At 60.9% G+C, this 24,885-nt stretch carries 15 protein-coding genes; 8 read left to right on the top strand and 7 right to left on the bottom strand.

The window, feature by feature from the left end:
* The first annotated feature begins 127 nt into the window (after positions 1-127).
* The 6 genes from IM291_RS14945 (at position 128) to IM291_RS14920 (ending at position 16,057) form a co-directional block, all read left to right on the top strand.
* Positions 128-10,240: a BapA/Bap/LapF family large adhesin gene (locus IM291_RS14945; RefSeq protein ID WP_192987173.1), complete on the top strand. Its 10,113-nt coding sequence runs from the start codon at positions 128-130 to the stop codon at positions 10,238-10,240.
* An 80-nt stretch (positions 10,241-10,320) separates the two neighbouring features.
* Positions 10,321-11,724, top strand: a complete 1,404-nt coding sequence (locus tag IM291_RS14940) for a TolC family outer membrane protein (protein WP_041908566.1) — start codon at positions 10,321-10,323, stop codon at positions 11,722-11,724.
* Complete coding sequence (locus IM291_RS14935; RefSeq protein ID WP_028014148.1) at positions 11,721-13,916, top strand: type I secretion system permease/ATPase; 2,196 nt, start codon at positions 11,721-11,723, stop codon at positions 13,914-13,916. Before IM291_RS14940 ends, IM291_RS14935 begins: the two co-directional genes overlap by 4 nt.
* Before the next feature lie 10 nt (positions 13,917-13,926).
* Positions 13,927-15,096, top strand: coding sequence for an HlyD family efflux transporter periplasmic adaptor subunit (locus tag IM291_RS14930; RefSeq protein WP_088204896.1), 1,170 nt, complete (start codon positions 13,927-13,929; stop codon positions 15,094-15,096).
* A 303-nt stretch (positions 15,097-15,399) separates the two neighbouring features.
* A complete protein-coding gene (locus IM291_RS14925) occupies positions 15,400-15,699 on the top strand; it encodes a type II toxin-antitoxin system RelE/ParE family toxin (protein ID WP_048957972.1) in 300 nt (99 codons plus the stop codon).
* 10 nt (positions 15,700-15,709) lie between these two features.
* Positions 15,710-16,057 (top strand): HigA family addiction module antitoxin, encoded by a 348-nt coding sequence (locus tag IM291_RS14920; protein WP_047367527.1) that lies wholly within the window; start codon positions 15,710-15,712, stop codon positions 16,055-16,057.
* 1 nt (position 16,058) lies between these two features.
* Here IM291_RS14920 and IM291_RS14915 read toward each other — a convergent pair whose 3' ends face one another.
* A complete protein-coding gene (locus IM291_RS14915) occupies positions 16,059-16,790 on the bottom strand; it encodes a helix-turn-helix domain-containing protein (RefSeq protein ID WP_192987171.1) in 732 nt (243 codons plus the stop codon).
* 97 nt (positions 16,791-16,887) lie between these two features.
* On the opposite strand from IM291_RS14915, the gene IM291_RS14910 reads away from it, so the two are divergent.
* Positions 16,888-17,307, top strand: coding sequence for a nuclear transport factor 2 family protein (locus IM291_RS14910; protein ID WP_023619020.1), 420 nt, complete (start codon positions 16,888-16,890; stop codon positions 17,305-17,307).
* A gap of 45 nt (positions 17,308-17,352) precedes the next feature.
* Here IM291_RS14910 and IM291_RS14905 read toward each other — a convergent pair whose 3' ends face one another.
* Positions 17,353-18,534 (bottom strand): PLP-dependent aminotransferase family protein, encoded by a 1,182-nt coding sequence (locus IM291_RS14905; RefSeq protein WP_192971717.1) that lies wholly within the window; start codon positions 18,532-18,534, stop codon positions 17,353-17,355.
* A 20-nt stretch (positions 18,535-18,554) separates the two neighbouring features.
* On the bottom strand, positions 18,555-19,442 hold the full coding sequence (locus tag IM291_RS14900) for a LysR family transcriptional regulator (RefSeq protein WP_192971716.1): 888 nt from the start codon (positions 19,440-19,442) through the stop codon (positions 18,555-18,557).
* A gap of 97 nt (positions 19,443-19,539) precedes the next feature.
* Here IM291_RS14900 and IM291_RS14895 point away from each other — a divergent pair, with 97 nt between their 5' ends.
* Entirely contained in the window at positions 19,540-20,142 is a 603-nt protein-coding gene (locus IM291_RS14895) for a short chain dehydrogenase (protein ID WP_028014155.1), read from the top strand.
* Here the strand turns inward: IM291_RS14895 and IM291_RS14890 are convergent.
* The 4 genes from IM291_RS14890 to IM291_RS14875 form a co-directional block, all read right to left on the bottom strand.
* Positions 20,136-20,870, bottom strand: a complete 735-nt coding sequence (locus tag IM291_RS14890; RefSeq protein ID WP_069732795.1) for a bifunctional 2-polyprenyl-6-hydroxyphenol methylase/3-demethylubiquinol 3-O-methyltransferase UbiG — start codon at positions 20,868-20,870, stop codon at positions 20,136-20,138. The genes IM291_RS14895 and IM291_RS14890 overlap by 7 nt on opposite strands.
* A gap of 119 nt (positions 20,871-20,989) precedes the next feature.
* Complete coding sequence (locus IM291_RS14885; protein WP_192987170.1) at positions 20,990-22,369, bottom strand: amidohydrolase family protein; 1,380 nt, start codon at positions 22,367-22,369, stop codon at positions 20,990-20,992.
* A gap of 1 nt (position 22,370) precedes the next feature.
* The gene (locus IM291_RS14880) at positions 22,371-23,327 is read right to left on the bottom strand and encodes a carbamate kinase family protein (protein ID WP_192971710.1); all 957 of its coding nucleotides are present in this window, start codon (positions 23,325-23,327) and stop codon (positions 22,371-22,373) included.
* Entirely contained in the window at positions 23,324-24,874 is a 1,551-nt protein-coding gene (locus IM291_RS14875; RefSeq protein WP_192971709.1) for a xanthine permease, read from the bottom strand. Before IM291_RS14875 ends, IM291_RS14880 begins: the two co-directional genes overlap by 4 nt.
* Positions 24,875-24,885: the final 11 nt, after the last annotated feature.

Genomic DNA, 24,885 nt, shown 5'->3' with positions numbered 1-24,885 from the left:
TTCGCTCTAAAAAAGACGGTGAGTGCTGTTTAAAAAACAGTAACTCCGCCGGGGGCGCCCTTTACCTTCTCCAGAGATGGCTCGTCTTGCTCGTCGTTCACGATAACTCTGCTGGAGTAATACCTAAATGAGCCAAATCTCTGTTATATCAAAACTCACTGGCGTGGAAACGACTACGGAAGGCACACAGGTTACGCTGAGCCATTCCTCTATCGTTGAGCTTCATGTAGAGCGAGCCGATGTCTCCCACTTCGCGCGAAGTGGTAACGATCTGGTGGTGACACTGCACTCCGGGGAAGTGATCACCCTTAAAAATTTCTATGTCACCGACGCGCAGGGCGTGAGCCAGCTGGTGCTCCAGGAGAGTGACGGTGCGTTATGGTGGATTGAAGATCCCACCGGAGCCGCCACGTACGAATCCATCGCGTCCACGGACGCCTTGCTGGCCGCATCCGGGAGTGATGCAGGTGGTGCCGCCATCTGGCCGTGGGCGCTGGGCGGCATTGTCGCGGCTGGCGCCATCGCGGCGGTGGCAAGCTCCAGCGGCGGCGGCGGCGGCGGGGATGACGATGATGGGAATAACAACAATCCTAACCCTAACCCCAGTACGCCAGTCGATCCCACCAACCCGGATACAACACCGCCGAATGCACCCTCCGGCCTTCAGTTCTCGTCGGACGGTAAAAGCGTCACCGGTACCGCCGAGCCCGGCAGTACCATCACGCTGAAAGACGCGAACGGCAACGTCCTTGGCACCGGAAAAACCGGCAGTGACGGAAACTTTACCGTGTCTCTCGGCACTCCGCTGACCAACGGCGAACAGGTGACCGCCACCGCGACGGATGCGGCCGGGAATACCAGCCAGGGCACAACGATTACGGCGCCGGATCTCACCGCACCCGATGCCCCAACGATCGGCAGCGTGACGGACGATATTGATCCTCAAACGGGGTCGGTCACCAACGGCGGCAGCACCAACGATCCACGCCCGCAGCTCAGCGGCACCGCGGAGGCGGGCTCCACCGTAACCATCTATGATGGCGGAGTCGCCATTGGCACGGCGCTCGTCGCCAGCAACGGCACCTGGACATTTACCCCGTCAACCGATCTGACTGAAAGCACCCACCAGATTACCGTGCGGGCAACCGATGCCGCCGGCAACCTCGGACCGGCCTCACCGGTATTTACCCTCACCGTGGATCTTACTCCGCCGACCGCGCCAACCGCGATTGTGCTGACCGACGATACGGGTGCGATCAGAGGGACCATAACCGCAGGCACGCCTACCGATGCGTCAAAGCCGATCCTGGCGGGAACGGGCGAGCCCGGTGGCACAATCACTATCTACGATAACGGCGTTGCGGTTGGAACCACAACGGTGCTGCCGAACGGCACCTGGAGCGTCACGCCAGACGGCCCGCTCGCGGACGGAACGCACACGATAACCGTCGTTGAAACCGATGCAGCCGGAAACCAGAGTGCGGCCTCAGAGCCAATCATCTTCACCGTGGACACCACGCCGCCGCTGGCCCCCGGCGACCTCGTCGTATCGAATGATGGCGGCACCATCACCGGCACCGCGGAGCCTGGCAGCACGGTAACCATCCGTGAAGGCGACGCTATCCTTGGCACCCCTGTGGCCGACAGCGAGGGCAACTTTAGCCTGACGCTGACCCCGCCTAAGCTCAACGGCGAAATCCTGACCGCAGACGCCACCGACGCTGCGGGCAACACGGGGCCAGCAACCTCCGCAGCAGCGCCGGATATCACCCCACCGCAGGCCCCGGTTATCGTGTCGGTGATTGACGACGTGCTGAACACAACCGGTCCCGTGGACCAGAATGGGCTGACCAACGACCGGGCGCCGACCCTGAACGGCACGGGCGAACCCGGTTCGACCATCACGATTTTCAACGGCAGCGATATCATCGGCACGGTGGTCGTCCCCTCATCCGGCCTGTGGAACTTTACGCCGCCCTCACCGCTGGCCGATGGTACGTACGTGCTGACGGCGACGGCGACGGATGCCGCCGGTAACCCGAGCGGACAATCGAACGCGTGGACCATTATCGTCGACGGGACGGCACCGGCCGCCCCGGTGATTACGCAGGTCGTTGACGATGTGCCTGAACGTACTGGCTCGCTCGACCTCAATGAGACCACCAATGATTCAACTCCGACGCTCAGCGGTACCGCCGCGGCCAACGCCACGGTCACCATCCGCGTGGATGGGGTTGATATTGGAACCGCCGTCGCCGATGGCCTCGGCGCGTGGAGCTTTACTCCGGACACCCCGATCGCTGAGGGTCAACATACCCTGACCGCCGTCGCAACTGACGCGGCGGGCAACATTAGCGACGTTTCCAACAGCTGGGGCATCATCATTGACAGCGTTGCCCCGGATGCGCCGGTCATTACCCAGGTGGTGGATGATGTGCCAGAGCGCCTCGGCGCGCTCAACTCTGGCGACAGCACCAATGACACCACGCCGACGCTCAACGGCACCGCGGAGCCGGGCTCAACCGTCACCATCCGCCAGGACGGCGTCGATCTCACGACAATTGTGATCGACAGCAGCGGCACGTGGACCTATACCCCAACCACACCGCTTGTTAACGGCACCTATACCTTTACCGCCGTCACCACCGATGGAGCGGGTAATACCAGCCAGCCGTCAGGCGGCTTTACCCTGACCGTCGATACCACGCCGCCAGCGGCGGCCACTATCGCCACCGTAACCGATGACGTCGGCGGCGTTAACGGGCCGCTTACCAGCGGCGACACCACCGACGACACCACGCCGACCCTGAGCGGCACCGCGCCGGCAGATGCGGTGATTACCGTCTATGACGGTACCACCCTGCTCGGCACCGCGACCCTCGACGGCAGCGGCGGCTGGAGCTTTACCCCCGTTATCCCGCTCACCGACGGCCCGCATACGCTGACGGTGCATGCCACGGATGCCGCGGGCAATACCACCATCTCAACGCCGTTTGAACTGACGGTAGATACCGTTCCGCCAGCCACGCCGGAGATCCCGGCAATCACCGTCAATCCTGACGGCACAGAAACGCCGCTGAACCCGGGAGAAACCACCCGCGACACCACGCCGACCCTGAGCGGCACCGGCAATCCGGGCGATACCGTGACCATCTACAACGGTGGGGTCAAGCTTGATGATGTGCTCGTGGACGGCACCGGCAACTGGACCTGGACGCCAGCTACCCCGCTGCCTAACGGCACCTATGACATTACCCTTACCGTCACCAATATGGACGGCACGGGCAACGAAAGCGCCCCGTCGCAGCCGGTCACCATCACCATTGATACCGATGCGCCAACAGCACCAGCAGCACCGGTGATTACCGACAGCGTCAGCCAGATAACCGGCCCCGTTCCCGATGGCGGAACCACCAACGATCCGCGCCCGATCCTGAGCGGCACCGGTACGGCGAATGACGTTATCAACATCACTGATACCGTTAACGGCACACCGACCATCGTGGGCACCGTGACGGTAGACAGCAACGGCAACTGGAGCTGGCGTCCTGACAGTAATATTGGGGAAGGCAGCCACGTCTATACCGCCACCGCCACCGATGAGGCGGGCAACGTCTCTGACCCGTCGCCAGCGATTACGATTACCGTGGATACCGTAGCACCGGATGTCCCGGTGTTTGACGCCGTCGGGGGCCAGCCGAATGGGGGCTTAATCACCGATGCGACGCCAACCGTCGGAGGTACCGGCACGACTGGCGACACGGTCATCGTTTACAATAACGGCGTTGAGGTAGGACGTGTCGATGTCGTTAACGGAGAATGGAGCTTTGTCCTGCCACCACAGCAGGACGGCCTGCTGAACATCACCGTTGCGGGAGTCGATGCCGCGGGTAACGTCAGCGCGCCGAGCCCGGTCGTTTCCGTCACGCTTGATACCCTTGCGCCGGAAATCCCCGTCATTAGCGCCGTTGCTGACAGCCAGCTCTCCAACAACCAGCTGTATACGCAGGACGGCACGCCAACCCTTACCGGGACCGGTGAGCCGGGAACTACCGTGATCGTTTCCGTAAACGGCACGCCATCTGCCGTGACGGTAACAGTGCAGCCGGATGGCACCTGGGGCTGGACTGCCGACGCGACGCTGCCGGATGCTACATATACCTTCACCGTCTCTTCCAGCGATCCGGCGGGTAACCTCTCTGGCAGTTCAGCACCGCTGAGCGTGACGGTCGATACCGTCGCCCCGGCCGATCCGGGCAATATGCTCCTGGCTGATGAAGGAACACCGCTGACCGGTACCGGCGAAGAGGGAAGCACCATTACCGTGAAAGACAGCGGTGGCACGGTCATTGGTACCGGCGTTGTCGGCAGCGACGGCAGCTTCTCCATTGCGCTGAGCCCGGCGCAGCTGGATCCAACCACGCTGACCGTGACCGCCACGGACGCCGCAGGAAATGCCAGCGCTGACGTGCCTTTTATCGTCACCGACTCGCCGCTTGAGCTGCCGCAGGTACCCGTCATTACGGCCATCGTCGATGACGTGGACCCGGTCACCGGCGATGTGAAAGGCAAAACCACCAACGACACCACGCCAACGCTTACCGGTACGGCCGAAGCGGGCAGCGTGATTACTATCTATCAGGACGGTAGCACGACGCCATTGACAACGGTGACCGCCGACGGCAGCGGCAACTGGAGCTATACGCCGGCCGCGCTTGGCGAGGGGCTGCACACCTTTGAGGTGACCGCGACCCTCAACGGTGCCACCAGCGGCCGCTCTCCGGCGGCCAGCGTAACCGTCGATCTGACCGCGCCGGGCACGCCAACTATTGGCTCGGTCATTGACGACGTGGGTCCTGTCACCGGTCCGCTGACCAGCGGCCAGACCACCAACGACAGCCAGCCGACCCTCACCGGCACCGGCGCGGTGGGTGATACCATCTCCATCTACAACAACGGCGTGCTGCTGGACAGCGTGGTGGTTGGTAATACCGGCACCTGGAGCTACACCACGCCCGCCCTGCCAGAAGGCAGTAATGTTCTGACCATCCGCGAGACCGATCCGGCGGGAAATCAGAGCGGTCCTTCGGCGGACTTCACCATCGTGGTAGATTCCATTTCCACCACGCCGGTCATCACCAGCGTAACGGATAATGTGGGCAATACCGCCACCCCGGTAGCCAGCGGCAGCGAAACGAACGACGCCACGCCAACCCTTTCGGGGACAGCGGACGCAAACAGCATCGTGACCATTTTCGATGGCGCTACCCAGATTGCCGTGGTTACGGCTGATGGCACCGGCGCGTGGAGCTTTACGCCAGAGACCGCGCTTGTCGAAGGGCCACACGCGTTCACGGTTCAGGCAACCGATCCGCAGGGTAACCTGAGCCTGGTCTCCGCCCCGTGGAGCGTGGTGGTTGACCTCACGGCGCCGACGGTTCCAACGCTGGATACGGTAAGTGATAACGTCCCTGGCGGCGTCACGGGCAACCTCACCAGCGGGCAGGCGACCAACGACAACACCCCAACGATTAGCGGCACCGGACAGGCAGGCAGCACCATCTACATCATGAATAACGGTACGCAGTTGGGTACGACGACCGTCGACGGAAACGGTAACTGGTCCTTCACCCCGACCACGCCGCTGGACGACGGCAGCTACTCCCTGCGCGCGTACGCAACGGATGCCGCGGGCAACGCCTCGGCGAACTCGTCGGTCTTCGCCTTCACCGTCGATACCGCAGGCCCCGGCGTGCCGGTGGTGACCAGCGTGATTGACGATGTCGCACCGACCACGGGGACGCTCACGTCGGGTAACAGCACTAACGACGCGCGTCCGACCTTCAACGGTACGGGCGACGTGGGTTCTACGGTGCACGTGATTGTTGATGGCAACGAAATTGGCACCGCCGTGGTCAATGCCCAGGGTAGCTGGACCTTCACGCCGGGTACCGATCTGATCGACGGACCGCATGCCATTACCTTCAACGCCACCGACGCGGCGGGCAACGTGGGTACTGCAACGGCACCGTTTAACCTGACGGTGGATACGGGCGTGCCGTCTGCGCCGGTCATTTCAGCCGCGGCAGATAACGTGGGCAGCATTCAAACCCCGCTCACTTCCGGGCAAAGCACCGACGATACCACGCCAACGCTGAGCGGCACCGCGACGGCCAACGCCACGGTCACCATCTATGAAAACGGGCAGCCTGTCGGCACCGCGCTGGCTGACGGTACCGGTGCATGGAGCTTTACGCCGTCCACGCCGCTGGCGGCTGGCAGCCACACCTGGACCGCCACGGTCACCGATGCCGCAGGGAACATCAGCCCCGCCTCGCCAGGCTTTACGCTGGTTGTCGATAGCACGGCACCCACCGCGCCGGTTATCAGCCAGGCGATTGACGATGTGGGGAGCATTATCGGGCCAATCACGTCCGGGCAGACAACCGACGACACCGTACCGCGGCTGGTCGGAACCAGCGAACCGTTTGCCACCGTGAATATCTATGAGGGAACCACGCTGGTCGGGACGGGCACCGCAGACGGCAGCGGCAGCTGGAGCATCTTACTCAATACCACGCTGACAGAGGGAGCGCACAGCTTCACCGCGCAGGCTACGGATGCCGCAGGCAACACCAGCGCGTCGTCCGCAAGCTTCAGTCTGACGATTGACACCACGCCGCCAGCGCTGCCGGTGCTCACCAGCATTCTGGATGACGTCGGCAATGCGGCAACGCCAGTCGCGAACGGAGGAATAACCAACGACGCGCAGCCAACCCTCAGCGGTACGGCGGAAGCGGGTTCTACGGTGAAAATCTTCGATAACGGCGTGCAGATCGGCAGCGTGATCGCCACCGGCGGGGCGTGGAGCTATACGCCTTCTCCGGCGCTGGGCAACGGCCCGCACACGTTGACCTTTACCGCCACCGATGCGACGGGCAATGCCAGCGCGCCAACCGCCGGGTACACGATTAACGTCGATACCCTTGCTCCGGCAGCGCCGGTCATCAGCTCGGTAATTGATGATGTCGGCAGCGTCATCGGACCGGTAACCGGCACCAACCCGACCAACGACACGCGTCCGGCGCTGAGCGGAACCGCCGAAGCGAATGCAACGGTACGGATCTACGATGGCATCACGCTGGTGGGCACCGTCACCGCCGACGGCAATGGCAACTGGACGCTGCCGGAAACCACCACGCTGACGCAGGGCACCCACAATTTCACCGCCACGGCCACCGATGCCGCAGGCAACACCAGCCCGGCATCGGCCGTGACGACGATTATCGTCGATCTGACCGCGCCAACGGCCCCAACCGGAACCTTCAACGCCGACGGTAGCGTATTAACCGGCAATGCTGAAGCAGGCAGTACCGTCACCATCCGTCTCACGGACGGCTCGACGGTCACGACCACAGCGGGCAGCAACGGCACGTACAGCTACACCTTCGTTAACAAACAGACTGAAGGCCAGACGCTGCAAATCACCGCCACCGACGCGGCGGGCAATATCTCGCAGCCCGGCTCGGCGCTCGCGCCAGTGGTGCCGCTCTCCGCCAGCAATAATGTCGAAGAGCTGGATCTCAGCACCACGGCCACCGTCACCAACAGCCAGTACAGCGACTACGGCTTCCTGCTGGTCGGCGCCGTGGGCAACGTCCTGACGCTGCTCGGTAATGACACCGCTCAGGTCAACTTCACCGTGGGCAGCGGCGGCAGCGCGGATATCGTCGTGAACGCCAACGCCACGGGGGCCGTGCTCTCTCTGCTCAACACCCTTGAGCTGGTGGTTCAGCGCTTTGACACCGTTAACAACACCTGGACTACCGTAGTCGATACCGGACAGCCGCAGTTTGCCGACCTGCTGACCCTCGGCGCAACCGGCGTATCGCTGAACCTGACCGGGCTGGCGGACGGCAACTACCGCGTGCTGAGCTATAACACCAACCTGCTGGCAACCGGCTCCTACACCAGCCTCGACGTGGCGGTGAAAGAGACCGGGCCGGGCACCGTTACGGGCGACACCAGCCTCGGCGGTAACGTGATCACCGACGTTGACCCAACCGCAGGCAGCGACAACGCTCCGGCAGGGGCAACGGTCACGGCCGTCACTAACGCCCAGGGTGTCACCACCAGCGTCACTGCCGACGGCACGGTGATCCAGGGTCAGTACGGTACGCTGACCATTAACCGCGACGGCAGTTACACCTACGATCTGACCAACACCAGCGCATCGGTGATTGGCCGGACGGAGAGCTTCAGCTACACCATCACGCATAACGGCGTCAGCGCGTCGGCGAATCTGGTGCTGTCACTGGGCACCGGTACCGCCACCAGCGGTATTGTCGCGGTTGACGATACGAACTCGCTGACCTTCGATACCACCGTCAACGCGATTGACAACGGTACGTCGTCCCAGGGCGGCTTTACCCTGGTGGGAATCAATCTCGGCAACACGCTGGGGCTGAACCTGCTGGACGATATGACCAATCCCATCATCTATAACGTGGAGGAAGGCACTACCCGCACCATGACCATCCAGGCCTCCGTGGGCGGCGTGGCGCTGGCGTCGGTGTTTGATCTGTACGTCTATAAGTTCAACAACGCGACCCAGACCTTCGAGCAGATGCGCGTTGAACCAGGCTGGCTGCGCGCGCCGCTGTTGGGCGGCACCTCGCCTCAGCTGACGCTGCAGCTGCCGGCCGGTGAGTACCTGTTCCTGCTGAATACGGCTGCGGGGATCACCGCCCTGACGGCCTACACGCTGGACGTGCTGCAGGATCATGTCTACAGCGTGGCGAGCGTCAGCGCGAGCACTACCGGGGACGTTCTGTCGGATGATATTGCGCCAGTCGGCACGCTGGTGACGGAAGTTAATGGCGTAGCGGTGAACAGCAGCGGTCTGACGAACATTACCGGTGAGTACGGTACGCTGAGCATCAACGCGGCCGGGGAGTACACCTACACCCTGAATAGCGGCGTCGGCGTTGACCACATCAGCACCCCGGATACCTTCGTCTACACCATTACCGCGCCGGACGGCACGAAAGACACGGCTTCGCTCAACATCACCCCAACCGCGCAGCCGATGAATGCGGTGAATGATGTCAGCACCGCGATGGACGTGACGTCGGTACACCACACCGCCGCGTACTCGGATACAACCGTCGGGTCGGCGAGCTGGAACGCCGCGCTGCTCGCTTCAACCCAGGGCTCCGGCTCCGGCACCTTCGTGGTGGATGCCAATACCGCGCTGCACAACGTGGTGCTGTCGTTTAACGTCGCCTCGTTGCTGACGCTTACAGGATTGACGGTTGACTGGACGCTGACCAACGGCGCCACCACCGTCAGAACCGGCTCGTTCAACGGCGGGCTGCTGCTGGGCGGCACGGCAACGGTCAACCTGACGGGTCTCGACCTGGAGGCGGGGACCTACACCCTGAGCTATACCGGCAGAATGGGGCCGCTGGGAGTAGGAAATATCACCATCACCCCAAGCGTCACCGGCACAAGCTACTCGCTGTCGCAGTTCGACGCCACGGGCACCCACACCGTTGACGGCAACATTTTCGACGGCACCGGTTCCGCAGGGACGATGGACCAGCTGCACTCGGTGGATACCCGCGTGAGCATTACCGGCTACGACGGCGTTACCACTACGCTGGATCCCTACACCGGCAGCACGCAGTCGAGCATCACGGGTCACTACGGCACGCTGGCGATTGCCGCAGACGGCAGTTACACCTATACGCTCAACCCGGGGATATCGCTCTCTACCATTACCACGAAGGAGGTCTTTAACTACACCCTGACCGATGCCAACGGCACCACGGACACCGCGTCGCTGACCATCAACATGGCGCCGAAATTTATCAGTTCGGAGCATAACGATGTGATTAGCGGTACGGCCTACGGCGACACCCTGATTTATCAGGTGCTGAACAGCACGGCGGGCAACGCGACGGGGGGCAACATCACCAGCGCCGGCGGCGACCACTGGACGAACTTCTCCCTGGCGCAGGGAGACAAGATCGACATTGGCGATCTGCTGGTGGGCTGGGACGGTAATACCGCCTCGCTGGGGAATTATATCAATGTCACGCAAAGCGGTAGCAACACTGTGATCTCCATCGACCGTGACGGTGCAGGGAGCACCTACACTAATACTGCACTCGTTACGCTTGATAACGTGCAGACCACGTACGACGAGCTTGTGAACCAGCAACACATCATTACCTGATAACACCTGCAGGACATGACCCGGGCGCATAGCGCCCGGGCATAAATAATAAAGCTGTACTTTTTTATTAGGGACAAGACATGGGAATAAAGATGCCTTACTGGTGGCTCTCGTGCTGCCTGATATCTGTACCCGCCATCGCGGCAAACCCGGCGGCAACCATCAATACCGGACAGCTCCGCGAAACGCAGGAACTCCCCTCACTGAATGGCCGCGTCGCCCCGGTGGCAGGCAAAGCCGCTCCCGGTTCACTACAGCTTGGCGAGGCCGTTAATCGCGCCGTCACCTGGCACCCGGCGATCGCTGAAGCCGTGGGCAAACTCTACGAACAGAACGAAGAGGTCGACGTCGCCAAATCGAAATACTATCCGCAAATCAACGCCGGCATGGACAACGGGTATTCCCACGACGGCGACCAGAACGGCTTTACGCCGTCGCTGGTGCTCTCTCTTTCACAGATGCTCTACGACTTCGGCAAAGTGGCAAGCCAGGTGCGGGCCGAAAACGCCGGGGTCGCCCAGCAGCAGGCCAACGTGCTGGTCAGTATCGACACCATCGCCCACGATACCGCTATCGCCATGGTGCAGGTGCAAACCTGGCAGCAGATGGTCGACACCGCCAAAGAGCAGCTTGACGCCCTCTCATCAATAGGCACCCTGACCCGCCAGCGTAACGACGAAGGGGCCACTTCCCTGTCTGACGTGGTGCAGACCGACGCGCGCATTGAAGGGGCACGCGCCCAGCTGATGCAGTATCAGGCCAGCCTCGACAGCGCCCGCGCCACGCTGATGAGCTTTCTCGGCTGGAACAGCCTGAACGATATCAGCAATGACTTTCCGCAGAAGCTGGCCCGCAGTTGCGATATCGCCGAGCCGGACGATCGTCTGGTGCCTGCGGTCCTCGCCGCCTGGGCACAGGCGAACGTCGCTCAGGCTAACCTTGACTACGCCGACGCGCAGATGACGCCAACCGTCTCGCTGGAGCCGGAAGTCCGTCACTATCTGAACGATCGCTACGCGGGTAACGAAACGCGGGACCGCACCCAATATTCCGCCTGGGTGAAAGTCCAGATGCCGCTCTATCAGGGCGGCGGACTCACCGCCCGACGCAACGCCGCCGGTCACGCGGTGGAAGCGGCGCAGTCGACCATTCAGCGCACGCGCCTCGATGTCCGCCAGAAGCTGCTGGAGGCCCGCAGCCAGGTCATGAGCCTGCAAAGCACGCTGCAAATTCAGGGCCGCCAGGAGGCGCTCAGCGCCCGCACCCGCGAGCTCTACCAGCAGCAGTATCTCGATCTCGGCTCGCGCCCGCTGCTGGACGTGCTCAACGCCGAGCAGGAGGTCTATCAGGCGCGCTTTACCCAGCAGCAGACCCTCGGTCAGCTGCATCAGCTGCAGCTCAACTGCCTCTATAACACCGGGCAATTGCGTCATGCGTTCGATCTTGATAACCGCACCATCCAGACCGTGGAGATCCAGCCATGAAGCAACGCGACATCCCGCAGGGGGAAACGATGACGGATGAGGCGCTGGAGCAGTGGGCTCAGGCGTTTGGCTTTGTCGCCACGCGCTACCGCGTTGCCTGTTCGCCAGGCTCGCTCGTCGCGGGCGCGCCGTGGCTGAAAGGCAAACCGATGGTGCCCGCGCTGACTCAGCTTGCCCGTGAAGCCGGGCTGACGTTCCAGCTGCTGACGGCCGATCAGCAGTCGATCAACAGCTGGCGTCTGCCGGTGGTGGTGGCGCTGAACGACGGAAAAATCGGCGTGATCGAGAATTTCGACGGAGAAGATACGCTCGAGGTCAGCTTTTTCGACGACAAGACATACACCAACCGCCTGTCGATGAGCGCAATGTTGCCCGCCATCCGCCACGTTATCGCCCTGCGTCCGCTGGCCGCGCTTAAGGACAGCCGCGTGGACGCCTACATCTCAAAGTACCGTCCGGACTGGCTCTACCGGCTGGTGATGCGCGACCTGCGCCCCTACAGCTGGGTGATGCTGGCGGCGCTGTTTATCAATGTGCTCTCCCTCTCCGGCATTGTCTTTTCCATGCAGGTGTATGACCGGGTGATCCCCGCCCAGTCCTACCCGACGCTCTACGTGCTGACCATCGGGGTGCTGATCGCCACCCTGTTTGGCTTTGTGCTGCGCGTTGCGCGCGGGCACATTATGGATCTGCTGGGCAAACGCTCGGATCTGCGCGTCTCGGATCGCGTGTTCGGCCACGCGTTACGGCTGCGCCACAGCGCCATTCCGCGCTCCACCGGCAGCTTTATCTCCCAGCTGCGCGAGCTGGAGCAGATCCGCGAGATGGTCACCTCCTCCACCATCTCGACGATTGTCGATCTGCCCTTCTTCTTCCTGTTTGTGGTGGTGCTGGCGATCATCGCCCCGCAGCTGGCGTGGATCGCCCCGGTAGCGGCAGTGATCATGGTCCTGCCGGGCCTGCTGCTGCAAAAGAAGCTGGCGGAGCTGGCGAAGCAGTCGGCGCATGAATCCACCCTGCGCAACGCGGTGCTGGTGGAGAGCGTGCAGGGGCTGGAGGACATCAAGCTGATGCAGGCGGAGAACCGCTTTTTACAGCAGTGGAACAGCTATATCCAGATCACCGCGGAATCCGGCCTGCGCACCCGCGAGCTGACGCAGAACCTGATCAGCTGGGGGATGACCGTTCAGAGCCTGGTTTACGCAGCCGTGATCGTGGTTGGCGCGCCGATGGTGATTGATGGCACGCTGACTACCGGCTCGGTGGTAGCCGCCTCGATGCTGGCCTCGCGGATGATCGCCCCGATGGCGACGCTGTGCGGCGTACTCGCCCGCTGGCAGCAGGTGAAAGCCGCCAAAGAGGGGCTGGACAGTATTATGCAGCTTCCTACTGAAAATCAGCGTGAAGAGACGCCGATCCGCCAGGACGTGCTGCGCGGACACTATCTTTTCGAGCAGGCGCAGTTCCGCTATCAGCCGGAAGATCCGCGCATGGCGCTGCGCATTAACCGTCTGGAGATCAGGCCGGGCGAGAAAGTGGCGATCCTCGGGCGTAACGGCGCGGGCAAATCCACTCTCCTGCAGGCGATGGCGGGCGGCATGGATCTGGCCGCCGGCGAGTTGCGGCTCGACAACCTCAGCCTGCCGCATCTGGACGTGGCCGACGTGCGGCGAAACGTCGGCTTTATGACCCAGAACGCGCGGCTATTTTACGGCACCCTGCGCGAGAACATCACCCTCGGCATGCCGCGCGCCACCGACGAAGAGATCTTCGAGGTGCTGGAGATGTGCGGCGCGGCCAGCTTTGTGCAGAAGCTGCCAAAGGGGCTGGACTACCCGATTATGGAGAATGGCGTGGGATTGTCCGGCGGGCAGCGGCAGTCGATTCTGCTGGCGCGGATGCTGCTGCGCGATCCGAATATCGTACTGATGGACGAGCCGACCGCCTCCCTTGACGAACACACCGAGCGGGAATTTATCCAGCGCCTGGGGGCGTGGCTCGGCAACCGGACGCTGGTTGTCGCCACCCACCGCGTGCCGGTGCTGGAGCTGGTGGAGCGCGTGGTCGTGCTGAAAGATGGGATGCTGGTCATGGACGCGCCAAAAGCGCAGGCGCTGAACAACAGCCGCATGCAGCAACAGCAGCAGGCAGCAACCGGACGGGAGTGGAAAAATGAAAATCAGTCAGCGTGACGTGGCCGCAATGGACGATCTGGATAATGCGCTCGACTCCGAAAGCGGCTATACCGGCGCGCGGCGGATTGTGATCTTTTCGCTGCTGATGTTTGTGGCGCTGGGCGTCTGGGCGTGGTTTGGGATGCTGGATGAAGTCTCAACGGGAACCGGAAAAGTGATCCCCAGTTCGCGCGAGCAGGTGCTGCAGTCGCTGGACGGGGGGATACTCACTGAGCTAAACGTTCACGAGGGCGATCAGGTGCAGGCCGGACAGGTGCTGGCGCGGCTGGATCCAACGCGTTCTGAATCGAACGTCGGCGAAAGCGCGGCGCGCTACCGCGCGTCGCTGGCCTCCAGCGCCCGTCTGTACGCCGAGGTGAACGATCTGCCGCTGAAGTTCCCGCCTTCGCTGGAGAAATGGACCGAACTGACCGCTGCCGAAACGCGGCTCTACAATTCGCGCCGCGCGCAGCTTGAGGACACGCAGCGTGAACTGCGTTCAGCGTTAGATCTCGCAAACAAAGAGCTGGCGATCACCCAGCGGCTGGTAAAAACCGGCGCCGCCAGCCACGTGGAAGTGCTCCGCCTGCAGCGGCAGAAAAGCGACCTGGAGCTGAAGCTCACCGACGTGCGTTCCCAGTATTACGTTCAGGCGCGCGAGGCGCTATCCAAGGCCAACGCCGAGGTGGATATGGTCTCGGCGATCCTCAAAGGCCGCGAGGATTCCGTCACTCGCCTGACGGTAAAATCCCCGGTGCGCGGGATCGTGAAAAACATCAAAGTCACCACCATCGGTGGCGTGATCCCGCCCAACGGCGAGCTGATGGAGATTGTGCCGGTGGACGATCATCTGCTGATTGAAACCCGCCTCTCGCCGCGCGATATCGCCTTTATCCACCCGAACCAGGAGGCGCTGGTGAAGATCACCGCCTACGATTACGCCATCTACGGCGGGCTGCACGGGGTGGTGGAGACCATATCACCGGACACTATCCAGGACGAGGCCAAGCCGGAGGTGTTTTACTACCGCGTGTTTATCCGCACCAGCCAGGATTACCTGGTGAATAAGGCGGGCAGGCATTTCTCGATCGTGCCGGGGATGATTGCCACAGTGGACATCAAGACCGGAGAGAAAACGGTACTGGATTATCTGATCAAGCCGTTTAACCGGGCGAAGGAGGCGCTGAGGGAGCGATAGTCTTCGCCGGGCGGCGGCTACGATCTTCCCCTTCACCCTCTCCCCAAAGGGGCGAGGGGATGATTCGCTGCTCGCATTAATTTGTGGGGATTCTTCAGCCCTGTGGGAGAGGGCATCATGCCGCACCCACACCACAATCCCCCTTTTCTGGAATCCGCCTCGAAGAAACCGCTTTTAATGACGCCTTCCGCTTTCCTTCAGCCTGCATCAGGGTAACATAGCCGCTAATCGAAACGCACTTGCGCACTGTGCAAGAGTGCATTACTATCCACATAGCTTCATGGAGTGGAGCTCATAAGCGCTATGATTAATCATTTTCGTGATCAATGGCTTAAGGATTTTTTTCTGTACGGGAAATCAAGCAATGTGATCCCTTCAAGCCTTGAATCAGCCTTAGCGAGGAAGCTGGATATGATCAACGCTGCCACCTCGCACCGGGAGCTGAGATCCCCGCCAGGCAATATGTATGAATCGCTGAATCCCCCGCTTGCAGGGTACTCTGCGATTCGCGTTAACAGGCAATACAGGTTGGTATTCAGGTGGTCAGAGGGTAAAGCAGACGATCTCTACCTCTCTCCGCACAAGTACACGCCATACAAATGAGGCATTACCTATGACTCTTCAACAGGCTCTACGCAAACCCACCACGCCGGGCGATGTGTTGCAGTATGAATATCTTGAGCCGCTCAATCTGAAAATTAGCGATCTCGCGGAAATGCTTAACGTGCACCGTAACACCATCAGTGCTCTCGTTAATAATAATCGTAAACTGACGGCCGATATGGCAATCAGACTGGCCAAGGCATTCGATACCACCATTGAATTCTGGTTGAACCTGCAGCTAAACGTCGACGTCTGGGAAGCGCAAACTAATTCCCGGACTCAGGAGGAGTTGAGCCGTATAAAAACGATTGCAGAAATCATGGCAAAAAGGAAATCAGGCCAGCCGGATGTGGCCTGAATCAAACCGGCTCTACAGCGCCACCTTTAATCCCCCACTGTCCCGGCGTTTTACCGGTCCACATTCTGAAAACCTCAATAAATGCGCTGACGCTGCTGTAGCCGCAGGACAGCGCAATCCATCCCACCGGCTTCCCCGCCGCCAGCCACTCCATTGCCTGCATGACGCGCGCCAGCTGCCGCCAGTTGACGAAGTTCATTCCCGTCTGGGCGCTAAATCGACGGTTAAACGTACGCACGCTCATCCCGGCATGGCTGGCATGGCTCTTGACCGTTTGATTATCATCGACACACAGCAGCAAGTGGCTGACCACGTTCTTCAGACGCGGATCCGTTGGTACGGGCAGATAAAAGCGCACCTGAGGAGTCAGGGCAAGCTCATCCAGCAGCAGGGTGAGCTTTCGCGGATCGTACTCGTTTTCTGCAACGCTTAAGCGGGAAAATAGTGCATGAGTGAGATCGTCGGGCTCGAACAGCGCGGGGGCATCGGGAAGCATTGCACAGCACGCAGGGTCAAGATAGATAGCGCAGCCTTCTATCGCGCTTTCAGAAAAGGCGGCGTGCTGCTGGCCCGGCGGGATCCAGCCAATATGGTTTGCCGGTACAACCGAACGCCCCTGCTGGGTCTCAATCACCAGCAGCCCCGTTGCAATACGCCAGAGCTGTCCGGTGGGATGGCTGTGCCACGCGGTGCGATAACCGCCGGGATGGCGGAGCGTCTCTGTACCGATCATCTTATTCTGGCCGAAAATCGTTATTCATCGACGTATTACAGAAACTGCGCCGCCAACTGTCAAGGATAATGGTGGCTCAACTACACAAGGAGCCAACATGAGCATCATCACAACCCTGATAGCCCAGCCTGACAATACCCTACAGCGCGAAAAAATGGCGTGCCTGTTAAGCCGCTTGTTCAAAGGCGAATTAGATCCCGCAGAGGTGTTCACGCCCGATTACCAGCAGTACACGGATGGTCACGCGCTTGATTATCGGGGTTTTGTGCAGCACCTGAACCACGTCCGCTCGCAGATCCGCGCGATCGCATTCAGGGTTGAAGAGCTGGCCTGTCACGAGAATCTTTTAGCAGACCGGCACTGGGCTACGGTGACATATCCAGATGGTCGCCAGGCGGAATTAGAGGTGTATATGTTTGCCGCACTGCGCGAGGGGAAAATCTGTCGTATCCATGAAGTGACGCAGACGATCGGCGGCGATGCTTCAGACCGCGCGCTCGCCCACGCCACGCAATAAGCTCACCCTGCGCGCAAAACGGCAACTGCCGTTATGCGCGCTCTGTTACAGGGAGATCTTCAGGCGTCGAACCGCTTCTTTAAGCTGCTCATCCGTTGGGGTGACGAATGACATGCGCAGCGTTGTCGGGTCCGGTTCGTTGCAGTAGAAGAACTCGCCCGGTACAAACACCACGCCGTTGCTTAAGGTTTTTTCCAGCCATTTCGTCGTATTCATGCCGTTGTTCATTTTTGCCCACAGGAACATCCCGCCCTTCGGCTTGTGGAACGACATCACATCGCCCAGCTCGGCTTCCAGTTCCGTTGCAAACGTCAGGTATTTCTGGCGATAGGCCTCGCGGATCATTTTAATCTGGTTCGCCAGACGCCCGGTTTTCAGGTACTCGTAGGTCATCAGCTGGGACAGCGTGCTGGTGTGCAGATCGGTGGTTTGCTTGAGGTTCACCACCGCGCGCTTCAGCCATTCCGGCACCAGCCCCCAGCCCACGCGGGTGCCCGGCGCGAGGATTTTGGAGAAGGTAGAGGTGTACACCACGTTATCCTCATTGCCGATATCTTTCGCATGGGCAATCAGCGGGCGGAACACGTCGTCGGTGTAGTTAATTTCGCTGTACGGATCGTCTTCGATAATCACGAAATCATAGCGCTTTGATAATTCCACCAGCTGTTTACGGCGCGCTTCGGAAAGCGTTACGCCGCCAGGGTTACCAAAGGTTGGAACGATATAAACCGCCTTGATGGTTTTCTTCGCCACCAACGCCTCAAGTTCATCGACCTTCATGCCGTCGCCGTCGGTGCCGACGGATTCAAAATTCGCCTGTGCCAGGCCAAAGACCTGCAGCGCGGCGAGATAGGTAGGACGTTCAACGACAACCGTATCGCCCGGATTAATTAACGCACGCGCCAGCACGTCCAGAGATTGTTGAGAGCCGGAAGTAATGACCACGTCATCGGCCTTACAGGCGATGCCGCGCCCCTCGCAGATGCGTTTAATTTCTTCGCGCAGCCCCGGTACGCCTTCCGTCAGGCCATACTGGAACGCCTCGCCAAAATTCTGTGACAACACGGCATCGGCGGCAATTTTAAGCCCTTCGCGATCGAACAGGTCCGGATTGGGAATACCGCCGCCCAGCGAAATCACGCCCGCCATTTTGCTATGTTTTAATAATTCACGGATGGCAGATGATTGCAGGCCCTGCGCGCTGCTGGCGAGTTTGTTTGCAGACATTCTTTGATTACCTTCTTTTTTTATATTGTGCCCAATCTTAGCAGAATATGCGCAATAAATTCCGTTAGCTTAGGGAGGGGACGCAAATCCTGACGCCACAGTAAATGCACCGGCCTCGGCGCGGGCGTGAACGGCTCCAGCACACGCACCAGCCTGCCGCTTGCCAGCTCTTCCGCCACCAGCACTTCCGGTTGCAGCAGCAGCCCTGCCCCGGCTCGCGCCGCCATGCGTAAGCCGTAGCCGTCGTTGCATCTTAAGATCGCATCCCGCTTCCAGCGCACCTCCCCTTCCGCACCCGGCAGCCGCCACTCGTTGCGCGCGGTCCACACCGTGTGCGACAGGCACAGATGATCCACCAGATCGGCGGGCGTCTGCGGCGTGCCGTGTCGCGCCAGATAATCCGGCGCGGCGCAGATCACCATGTTGTAGGGACACAGATATTTCGCCACCAGATCGTCATTGCGGATATCGCCAATGCGAATGGCCAGATCGACCCCCTCTTCCACCAGATCAACCATCCGGTTGGTGAGATCCAGTTCGATACGCACTTCCGGGTAGCGCTGCAAAAATGTGGCCGTCAGAGGGGCGATCGCGCAGCCGCCAAACGACGTGGGGGCGGTGACGCGCAGGGTGCCGGCGGGCGCCGCGCGCAGCCGTTCAACCGCGCTTTCGGCAATCGAGACCTGCTCCAGCACGCGCCTGGCCTCTTCGAAATAAACGCGTCCGGCGTCGGTCAGGCTCTGGCGACGGGTATTGCGCTCCAGCAGCCGCGTGCCGAGCTGAAATTCGAGCAGCGCAATATATTTCCCGACCATCACCGCCGACATCTCCAGCCGCGCCGCCGCGCCGGTGAAGCTGCCGCTCTCTACCACCGCGATAAACGTCTCCATGCCGCGAAGCTTATCCATATTCCAAACCCCTGGTTAGTAATCATCTAACTTTAGCCCAGTTTATCTGACTTTTTATTTATTAAAGAATGAGGGCTCACAACATGAGGAGTCGGATATGAAAATCGTCATTATTGGTGCCAGCGGTACGGTCGGTCGTGCCGTAACCGAAGAGTTAAGCCGTCGTCACGAGGTCATCCGCGTGGGTCGCACGCGGGGCGACTACCAGGTGGATATCACCTCGCAGGCGAGCGTGCAGGCGCTGTTTGAGAAAATCGGCCCGGTGGATGCGATTGTCTCCGCCAGCGGTGGTCTCTACTTTGGCCCGCTCGCGACCATGAAGGACAGCGACTTCAACCAGGGCCTGCAGGATAAGCTGCTCGGGCAGGTGCGCCTGGCGCTGACCGGCCAGCATTATCTGAACGAAGGCGGCTCGATTACGCTGATAAGTGGGATTGTGGCGCACGAGCCGATTGCGCAGGGCGTAAATGCCACCACGGTCAATGCGGCGCTGGAAGGGTTTGTCCGCGCCGCAGCCTGCGAACTGCCGCGCGGGATCCGCATTAACCTGATTAGCCCAACGGTACTGACGGAATCCGCCGAAGCGTATGACGGGTTTTTCCCCGGCTTTGAAAGCGTTCCCGCCGCGACCGTGGCCCAGGCCTACCGCCGCAGCGTGGAAGGGGTGCAGAGCGGGCGGGTGTACAAGGTAGGTTACTGAGCCTTACGGGCGGAAATCAGCACCAGCATCGGGCGCTCCGCCTCTTCGGACAATGCAGGCCAGGCGTCAATCTGCGCCTGCGTTGGTCCCCACTCATTGACTTCACTTATCGTTAACCCGGCCTTTATCAGCGCGTTAAGCGTGGTGCCCAGCGTGCGGTGGTATTTAATCACTCCATCCGCCAGCCAGTTGCTGACGCGATGGCTTTCGTCCTGATAATGGTTCACGCCCCAGAACCGCTCGCCGCTGTCGTCGGTCAGCCAGCCCTGACGGGTGGCGCAGGTGTAAATCGGGTGCTCCATCGAGAAGACCAGGCTGCCACCCGGTTTTAGCGCGCGCTGAACGTTGGCGAATAGCGTGTCCAGCTCCGGCAGGTAGTGTAGCGCCAGCGAGCTATAGACCAGATCGAGACTGTTTTCGCGAAGCTGAAGAGATTCCAGATCGCTACGCTGATAGTGAATCTCCGCGTCATCCGTCAGTTCAGCCGCGCGGGCAAGCATTTTTTCTGAGATATCGACGCCCGTAACGTCGCTAGCGCCCAGCGCGCGCGCCGCGCGGCAAAACCAGCCGTAACCGCAGCCGAGATCGATAACCGCTTTGCCGGTTAAATCAGGCAGCATTGCCTTGAGCGCAGGCCACTCAGGCGCACCGTCCAGCCCGTGCACCGAACGCGGAAGCTGGGCGTAGCCTTCAAAAAACGCCGGGTTGTCGTAGATGTTTTGTGCCATGGCAGCTCCCTCTTTAAAAATGTACATAGCAGTATACTGCATTGTCGGGTGGCGGTTTCACCTTACCCGACCTACGATCCCATGTTGACCCGGTAAGCGCAGCGCCACCCGGATCGCTTTTAGCCAACAACACCCCAGACGAGATTCCCCTTGTGGAACGTCGCGGTACGCGGAGAAATGCGCGCCACCGCCTCGGCGGAACAGGAGGCGTCCACCAGCACAAAGCTGGCGTCGTCCTGCGCTTTCGGCCATACGCGTTCACCTTTATCGCTCAGCGGCAGCACGTCGCCGGTGGCGATGCCGAGCGCGCGGGAGAGCGTCTGCTCGTTCGGGCGAATATAGAGCTGGGCGTACAGATTGGCTTTCTCCAGCATGTCCCCCAGACCGTACGGCGACCAGTGGTCGATCACGCTGTCGGTGCCGGTCATAACAAACACTCCCTTCTCCCGCAGCTGCTTCAGCGGCATGTGCAGGGTGCCAATCGGCACGGTGGAGGCGATGGTGACCTGCTGCGCCGCCATGCGGGTGGCAATCTCATCCACCTGCTGCTCATTGAGCGTCGCCAGCGCGAAGGCGTGGCTGATGGTCAGCTTCCCCTTCAGCTCCGGCGTTTTCTCCACGGTTTCCACCATGTAGTTCACCGCCGCCACGCCCGCCGGGCTGGTTTCATGGAGGTGAATATCCACCCCTTTGTCGTAATCCAGCGCAATCTGGAACATAGTATCGAGCGATTTCTCCATCGCGCCGTCAACGCTGGTTGGGTCTAGCCCGCCCACATAGTGCGCCCCCGCCTGCATCGCCTCGCACATCAGCTTTTCAGAGTTGGAGAGCAGCAGGCCGTGCTGCGGGAAGGCAACGATTTCGCAGTCAAAACCTGCGCTGCGGCGCGCCAGCACCGCCTGCAAATTTTCCAGGTTTTTCAGGCCGGAAACCGGCTCAATATTGCAGTGGCTGCGGGCGATGGTGGACCCTTTGGACTGGATCAGGTCGATCAGCTTTTCGGCGCGTTCTTGCGTGTAGGGCTGTAACTCCGGCAGCAGCTTCTGCTCCAGGCGGATCATGTCCTGAATGGTGGTGCCAGCCGGACGGTTCAGGGAGCGCCACGGGCCGCCGTAGAAGGTTTTATCCAGGTGAATGTGCATGTCGCGCATCGCCGGAAGCATCAGTTTTTTACCCGCGTCGTAGTGCGGCAGGGTCGCGTCGGCATGGCTGCCGTTGTCGCGCAGGGCGACAATTTTCCCGTCTTTAATCTCCAGCGTTTTCATCTCGGTGCGGGTGCTCGTCGCCACGCTGCCCTCGAAATTAAACCCGGCTTCAAGCAGCACGTTGTCCAGATAGTAATGTTTCGCGATGATCTTCATCGGTTTCCCCGTCTCACAGGTTGCCTTTGCAGAGTCGGCAGCATACGCGACGGAGCCGGTGGCGCCAAACAGCGCGCAGGCGGTGACCATTTTGCCGCTCTGGCTGATAAACTCGCGGCGGCTTTTGTTTTCACTCATCTTATCTTCCTTCATTAACAATGTGGGTACCCGTTTCACCGCGCAGCGCCGCAGGCAGGCAGTCCGGCGAGGTGATGATCACCCGCCTGCCGCCGTGGTGTAAAAATGCCAGCGAGGCGACGATTTTGGGCAGCATGCTGCCCGCCGGAAAGTGTCCTTCATCCATGTAGCGCTTCATCAGCGCCACGCTGACGGTGTCCAGCGCCTGCTGGTCTGGCTTGCCGAAGTTAACGCAGACTTTCTCCACGCCGGTGGTTATCACCAGCACGTCGGCGCAAATCTCACGGGCCAGCAGCGCGGTGGAGAGATCTTTATCGATAACCGCATCCACGCTCTGATAATCCCCCTGCTCGCTGCGCACAACGGGAATGCCTCCGCCGCCCGCGCCGATGACCACAAAACCTTTCTGCGTTAGCGCCTTAATCGCATCCGCCTCGACGATGCGCAGCGGCTGGGGCGAGGCCACCACGCGGCGATAGCCCCGGCCTGAATCCTCGACAAAATGCCAGTCCGGGTGCGCGAGCTGTAGCTCGTCGCGCTGCGCCTCGCTGAAGAACGCGCCGATCGGTTTTGTCGGGTGCGTAAAGCCGGGATCGTTTTTATCCACCTCCACCTGAGTGACGACCGTGACCGCCTTTTGCTCGCCACGCGCCGCCAGGCGGTTGTTGAGCGCCTGCTGGATCAGGTAGCCGATGCCGCCCTGGGTATCCGCCACGCAGTTTGCCAGCGGGGTCAGCGGCAGCCCTTCCCGCTCGTGGGCGATCTCGGCGCGGCGCAGATCCAGCCCCACCTGCGGGCCGTTGCCGTGGGTGAGGACGATGTCATAGTCGAAGGCCAGCATTTCAAGCACCGACTCGGCCACCGCTTTGACCGCCTGCGCCTGATGTTCAATCGACTGGCTGGCGTTGTCTTTGATAATGCTGTTGCCGCCGATGGCGACGACCATAAGCTCTTTCATACGTTTTCCTTCGCAACAGTAACTTCAGCGCTCGCAACTTCGCGGCTGTCGAGGAAATGCTTCACCACAAACATGCCGCCCATCATCAGGTAGGCCGTGACGAACATCAGGGAACTGCCCTCGGCAAAGCCCACCACTGGCGCGTGGATCACGCCAAACAGCGCCAGCAGCGCGCCTCCTGCGGCGGCGACGGCCCCGCGCAGCGGTTTGTTGATGATGGCGAAGATAGCGATACAGCCCCAGAGCATGCTGGCGAGCGGCGCGCCGTTGCCGAGGTGCATCAGCCCCTCGTAGTAGATCCCTTTGCTGTGCAGCACGTCGGTGCCAATTTTCGCCGCGCTGGTTCCCGCCGCGCTCATCACGCTGTTCATCATGGTCAGCGCCCAGTTAGCGATCCACGGGAACAGGCAGATAAAGATGACGGGCACCTCCACTTTGGGGGTTTCCCGCACCACCTGGTTGGCGGTGACGACGCCGATAAACACCAGAATCGGCACGATAGCGGTCATCGGTATGATGGCGAGCATAAAGGCCCCCAGCCCGAACAGCGGCACGATGAACATGGTCACGCCGGACGCCAGCGTGTAGCCGATGCTCGCCCCCATCGCCTTCCAGCCGGGATGGCCCACGTAGACCGTGACCGGGAACGGGTTGCCCATCAGGCAGCCGAGCATGGAAGCCAGGCCGTTCGCCAGCATCACCTTGCGGGTCGGGTACTCATCCCCCGCTGCGTGGGCGCTTTCGATGTTCTCCAGGTCAAAGATGTAGTTCGCCAGCCCCAGCGGTACGGCGGATGCCAGATACGGCAGCGCGTGCGGCAGGCCCTGCATAAAGCTGTCCACGTGAACCTCCGGCGGGTTAAAGCCGAAGGATGACATGGACGCCTTAATGGCATCCGGGCTTTGCAGTCCGGAAATCCACGCCAGCGCCGTTCCGGCAATCAGCAGCAGCAGGCCGGTCGGGATTTTGGCGAAAATCGGCTTTTTACCGAACCAGTTAATGAAGATCAGCAGCAGAACGATGAACGACACGGTGGGCGCTTCGAACGCCTGCAACATCGGGTTCATCGCCAGCAGCAGCAGGCCAAGACCGGACAGGCACGACAGCAGCACGGTACGCGGGATCATCTTGCGGATGGTCTCACCCAGGAACGAGCCGCCCGCGAGGATCATCGCTTCCACGAAGCACCACACCAGGCCAATCTGAATCGCGAAATCCGCATCGCCGGTTTGCTGGTAGACGGGCATCAGGACCAGGAAGGTCACGGTAAAAATCGAGGGTGCGCTCGGGCCGGACGGCAGCGCGGTGACGTCCGTACGTCCGGTGGTGCGCGCCATTTGCAGACCAAACCATGTGTAGCATAAGCTCGCTACCAGCACCGCCAGCCCGAAGGCCGGCGCGATGCGTCCATAAACAATCTCCTTCGGGATGCCGACGACAAAAATGAGCAACCCCATCATGGTCAGCAAATTAGTCAGGTTGTTGGTCATCAACCCGAAATAGGCCGCCCAGTCACCTTTTTTCCACTCCAGTTTCATGTTTTTCATGGATGCATACC

This window comes from Enterobacter cloacae complex sp. P27C (genome assembly GCF_014895705.1).
GTDB classification, from domain to species: Bacteria; Pseudomonadota; Gammaproteobacteria; order Enterobacterales; family Enterobacteriaceae; genus Enterobacter; species Enterobacter bugandensis.
Note: the sequence above shows the minus strand (reverse complement) of the source record. Positions and strands in the feature narration are given on the sequence as shown.

What these genes read in the sequence shown, in the direction of transcription:
- IM291_RS14940 (WP_041908566.1), top strand. Translation starts at nt 10,321, where the DNA reads ATGGGAATAAAGATGCCTTACTGGTGGCTCTCGTGCTGCCTGATATCT.
- IM291_RS14920 (WP_047367527.1), top strand. Translation starts at nt 15,710, where the DNA reads ATGACTCTTCAACAGGCTCTACGCAAACCCACCACGCCGGGCGATGTG.
- IM291_RS14910 (WP_023619020.1), top strand. Translation starts at nt 16,888, where the DNA reads ATGAGCATCATCACAACCCTGATAGCCCAGCCTGACAATACCCTACAG.
- IM291_RS14930 (WP_088204896.1), top strand. Translation starts at nt 13,927, where the DNA reads ATGGACGATCTGGATAATGCGCTCGACTCCGAAAGCGGCTATACCGGC.
- IM291_RS14885 (WP_192987170.1), bottom strand. Translation starts at nt 22,369, where the DNA reads ATGAGTGAAAACAAAAGCCGCCGCGAGTTTATCAGCCAGAGCGGCAAA.
- IM291_RS14890 (WP_069732795.1), bottom strand. Translation starts at nt 20,870, where the DNA reads ATGGCACAAAACATCTACGACAACCCGGCGTTTTTTGAAGGCTACGCC.
- IM291_RS14880 (WP_192971710.1), bottom strand. Translation starts at nt 23,327, where the DNA reads ATGAAAGAGCTTATGGTCGTCGCCATCGGCGGCAACAGCATTATCAAA.
- IM291_RS14925 (WP_048957972.1), top strand. Translation starts at nt 15,400, where the DNA reads ATGATTAATCATTTTCGTGATCAATGGCTTAAGGATTTTTTTCTGTAC.
- IM291_RS14875 (WP_192971709.1), bottom strand. Translation starts at nt 24,874, where the DNA reads ATGAAAAACATGAAACTGGAGTGGAAAAAAGGTGACTGGGCGGCCTAT.
- IM291_RS14895 (WP_028014155.1), top strand. Translation starts at nt 19,540, where the DNA reads ATGAAAATCGTCATTATTGGTGCCAGCGGTACGGTCGGTCGTGCCGTA.
- IM291_RS14915 (WP_192987171.1), bottom strand. Translation starts at nt 16,790, where the DNA reads ATGATCGGTACAGAGACGCTCCGCCATCCCGGCGGTTATCGCACCGCG.
- IM291_RS14935 (WP_028014148.1), top strand. Translation starts at nt 11,721, where the DNA reads ATGAAGCAACGCGACATCCCGCAGGGGGAAACGATGACGGATGAGGCG.
- IM291_RS14905 (WP_192971717.1), bottom strand. Translation starts at nt 18,534, where the DNA reads ATGTCTGCAAACAAACTCGCCAGCAGCGCGCAGGGCCTGCAATCATCT.
- IM291_RS14900 (WP_192971716.1), bottom strand. Translation starts at nt 19,442, where the DNA reads ATGGATAAGCTTCGCGGCATGGAGACGTTTATCGCGGTGGTAGAGAGC.
- IM291_RS14945 (WP_192987173.1), top strand. Translation starts at nt 128, where the DNA reads ATGAGCCAAATCTCTGTTATATCAAAACTCACTGGCGTGGAAACGACT.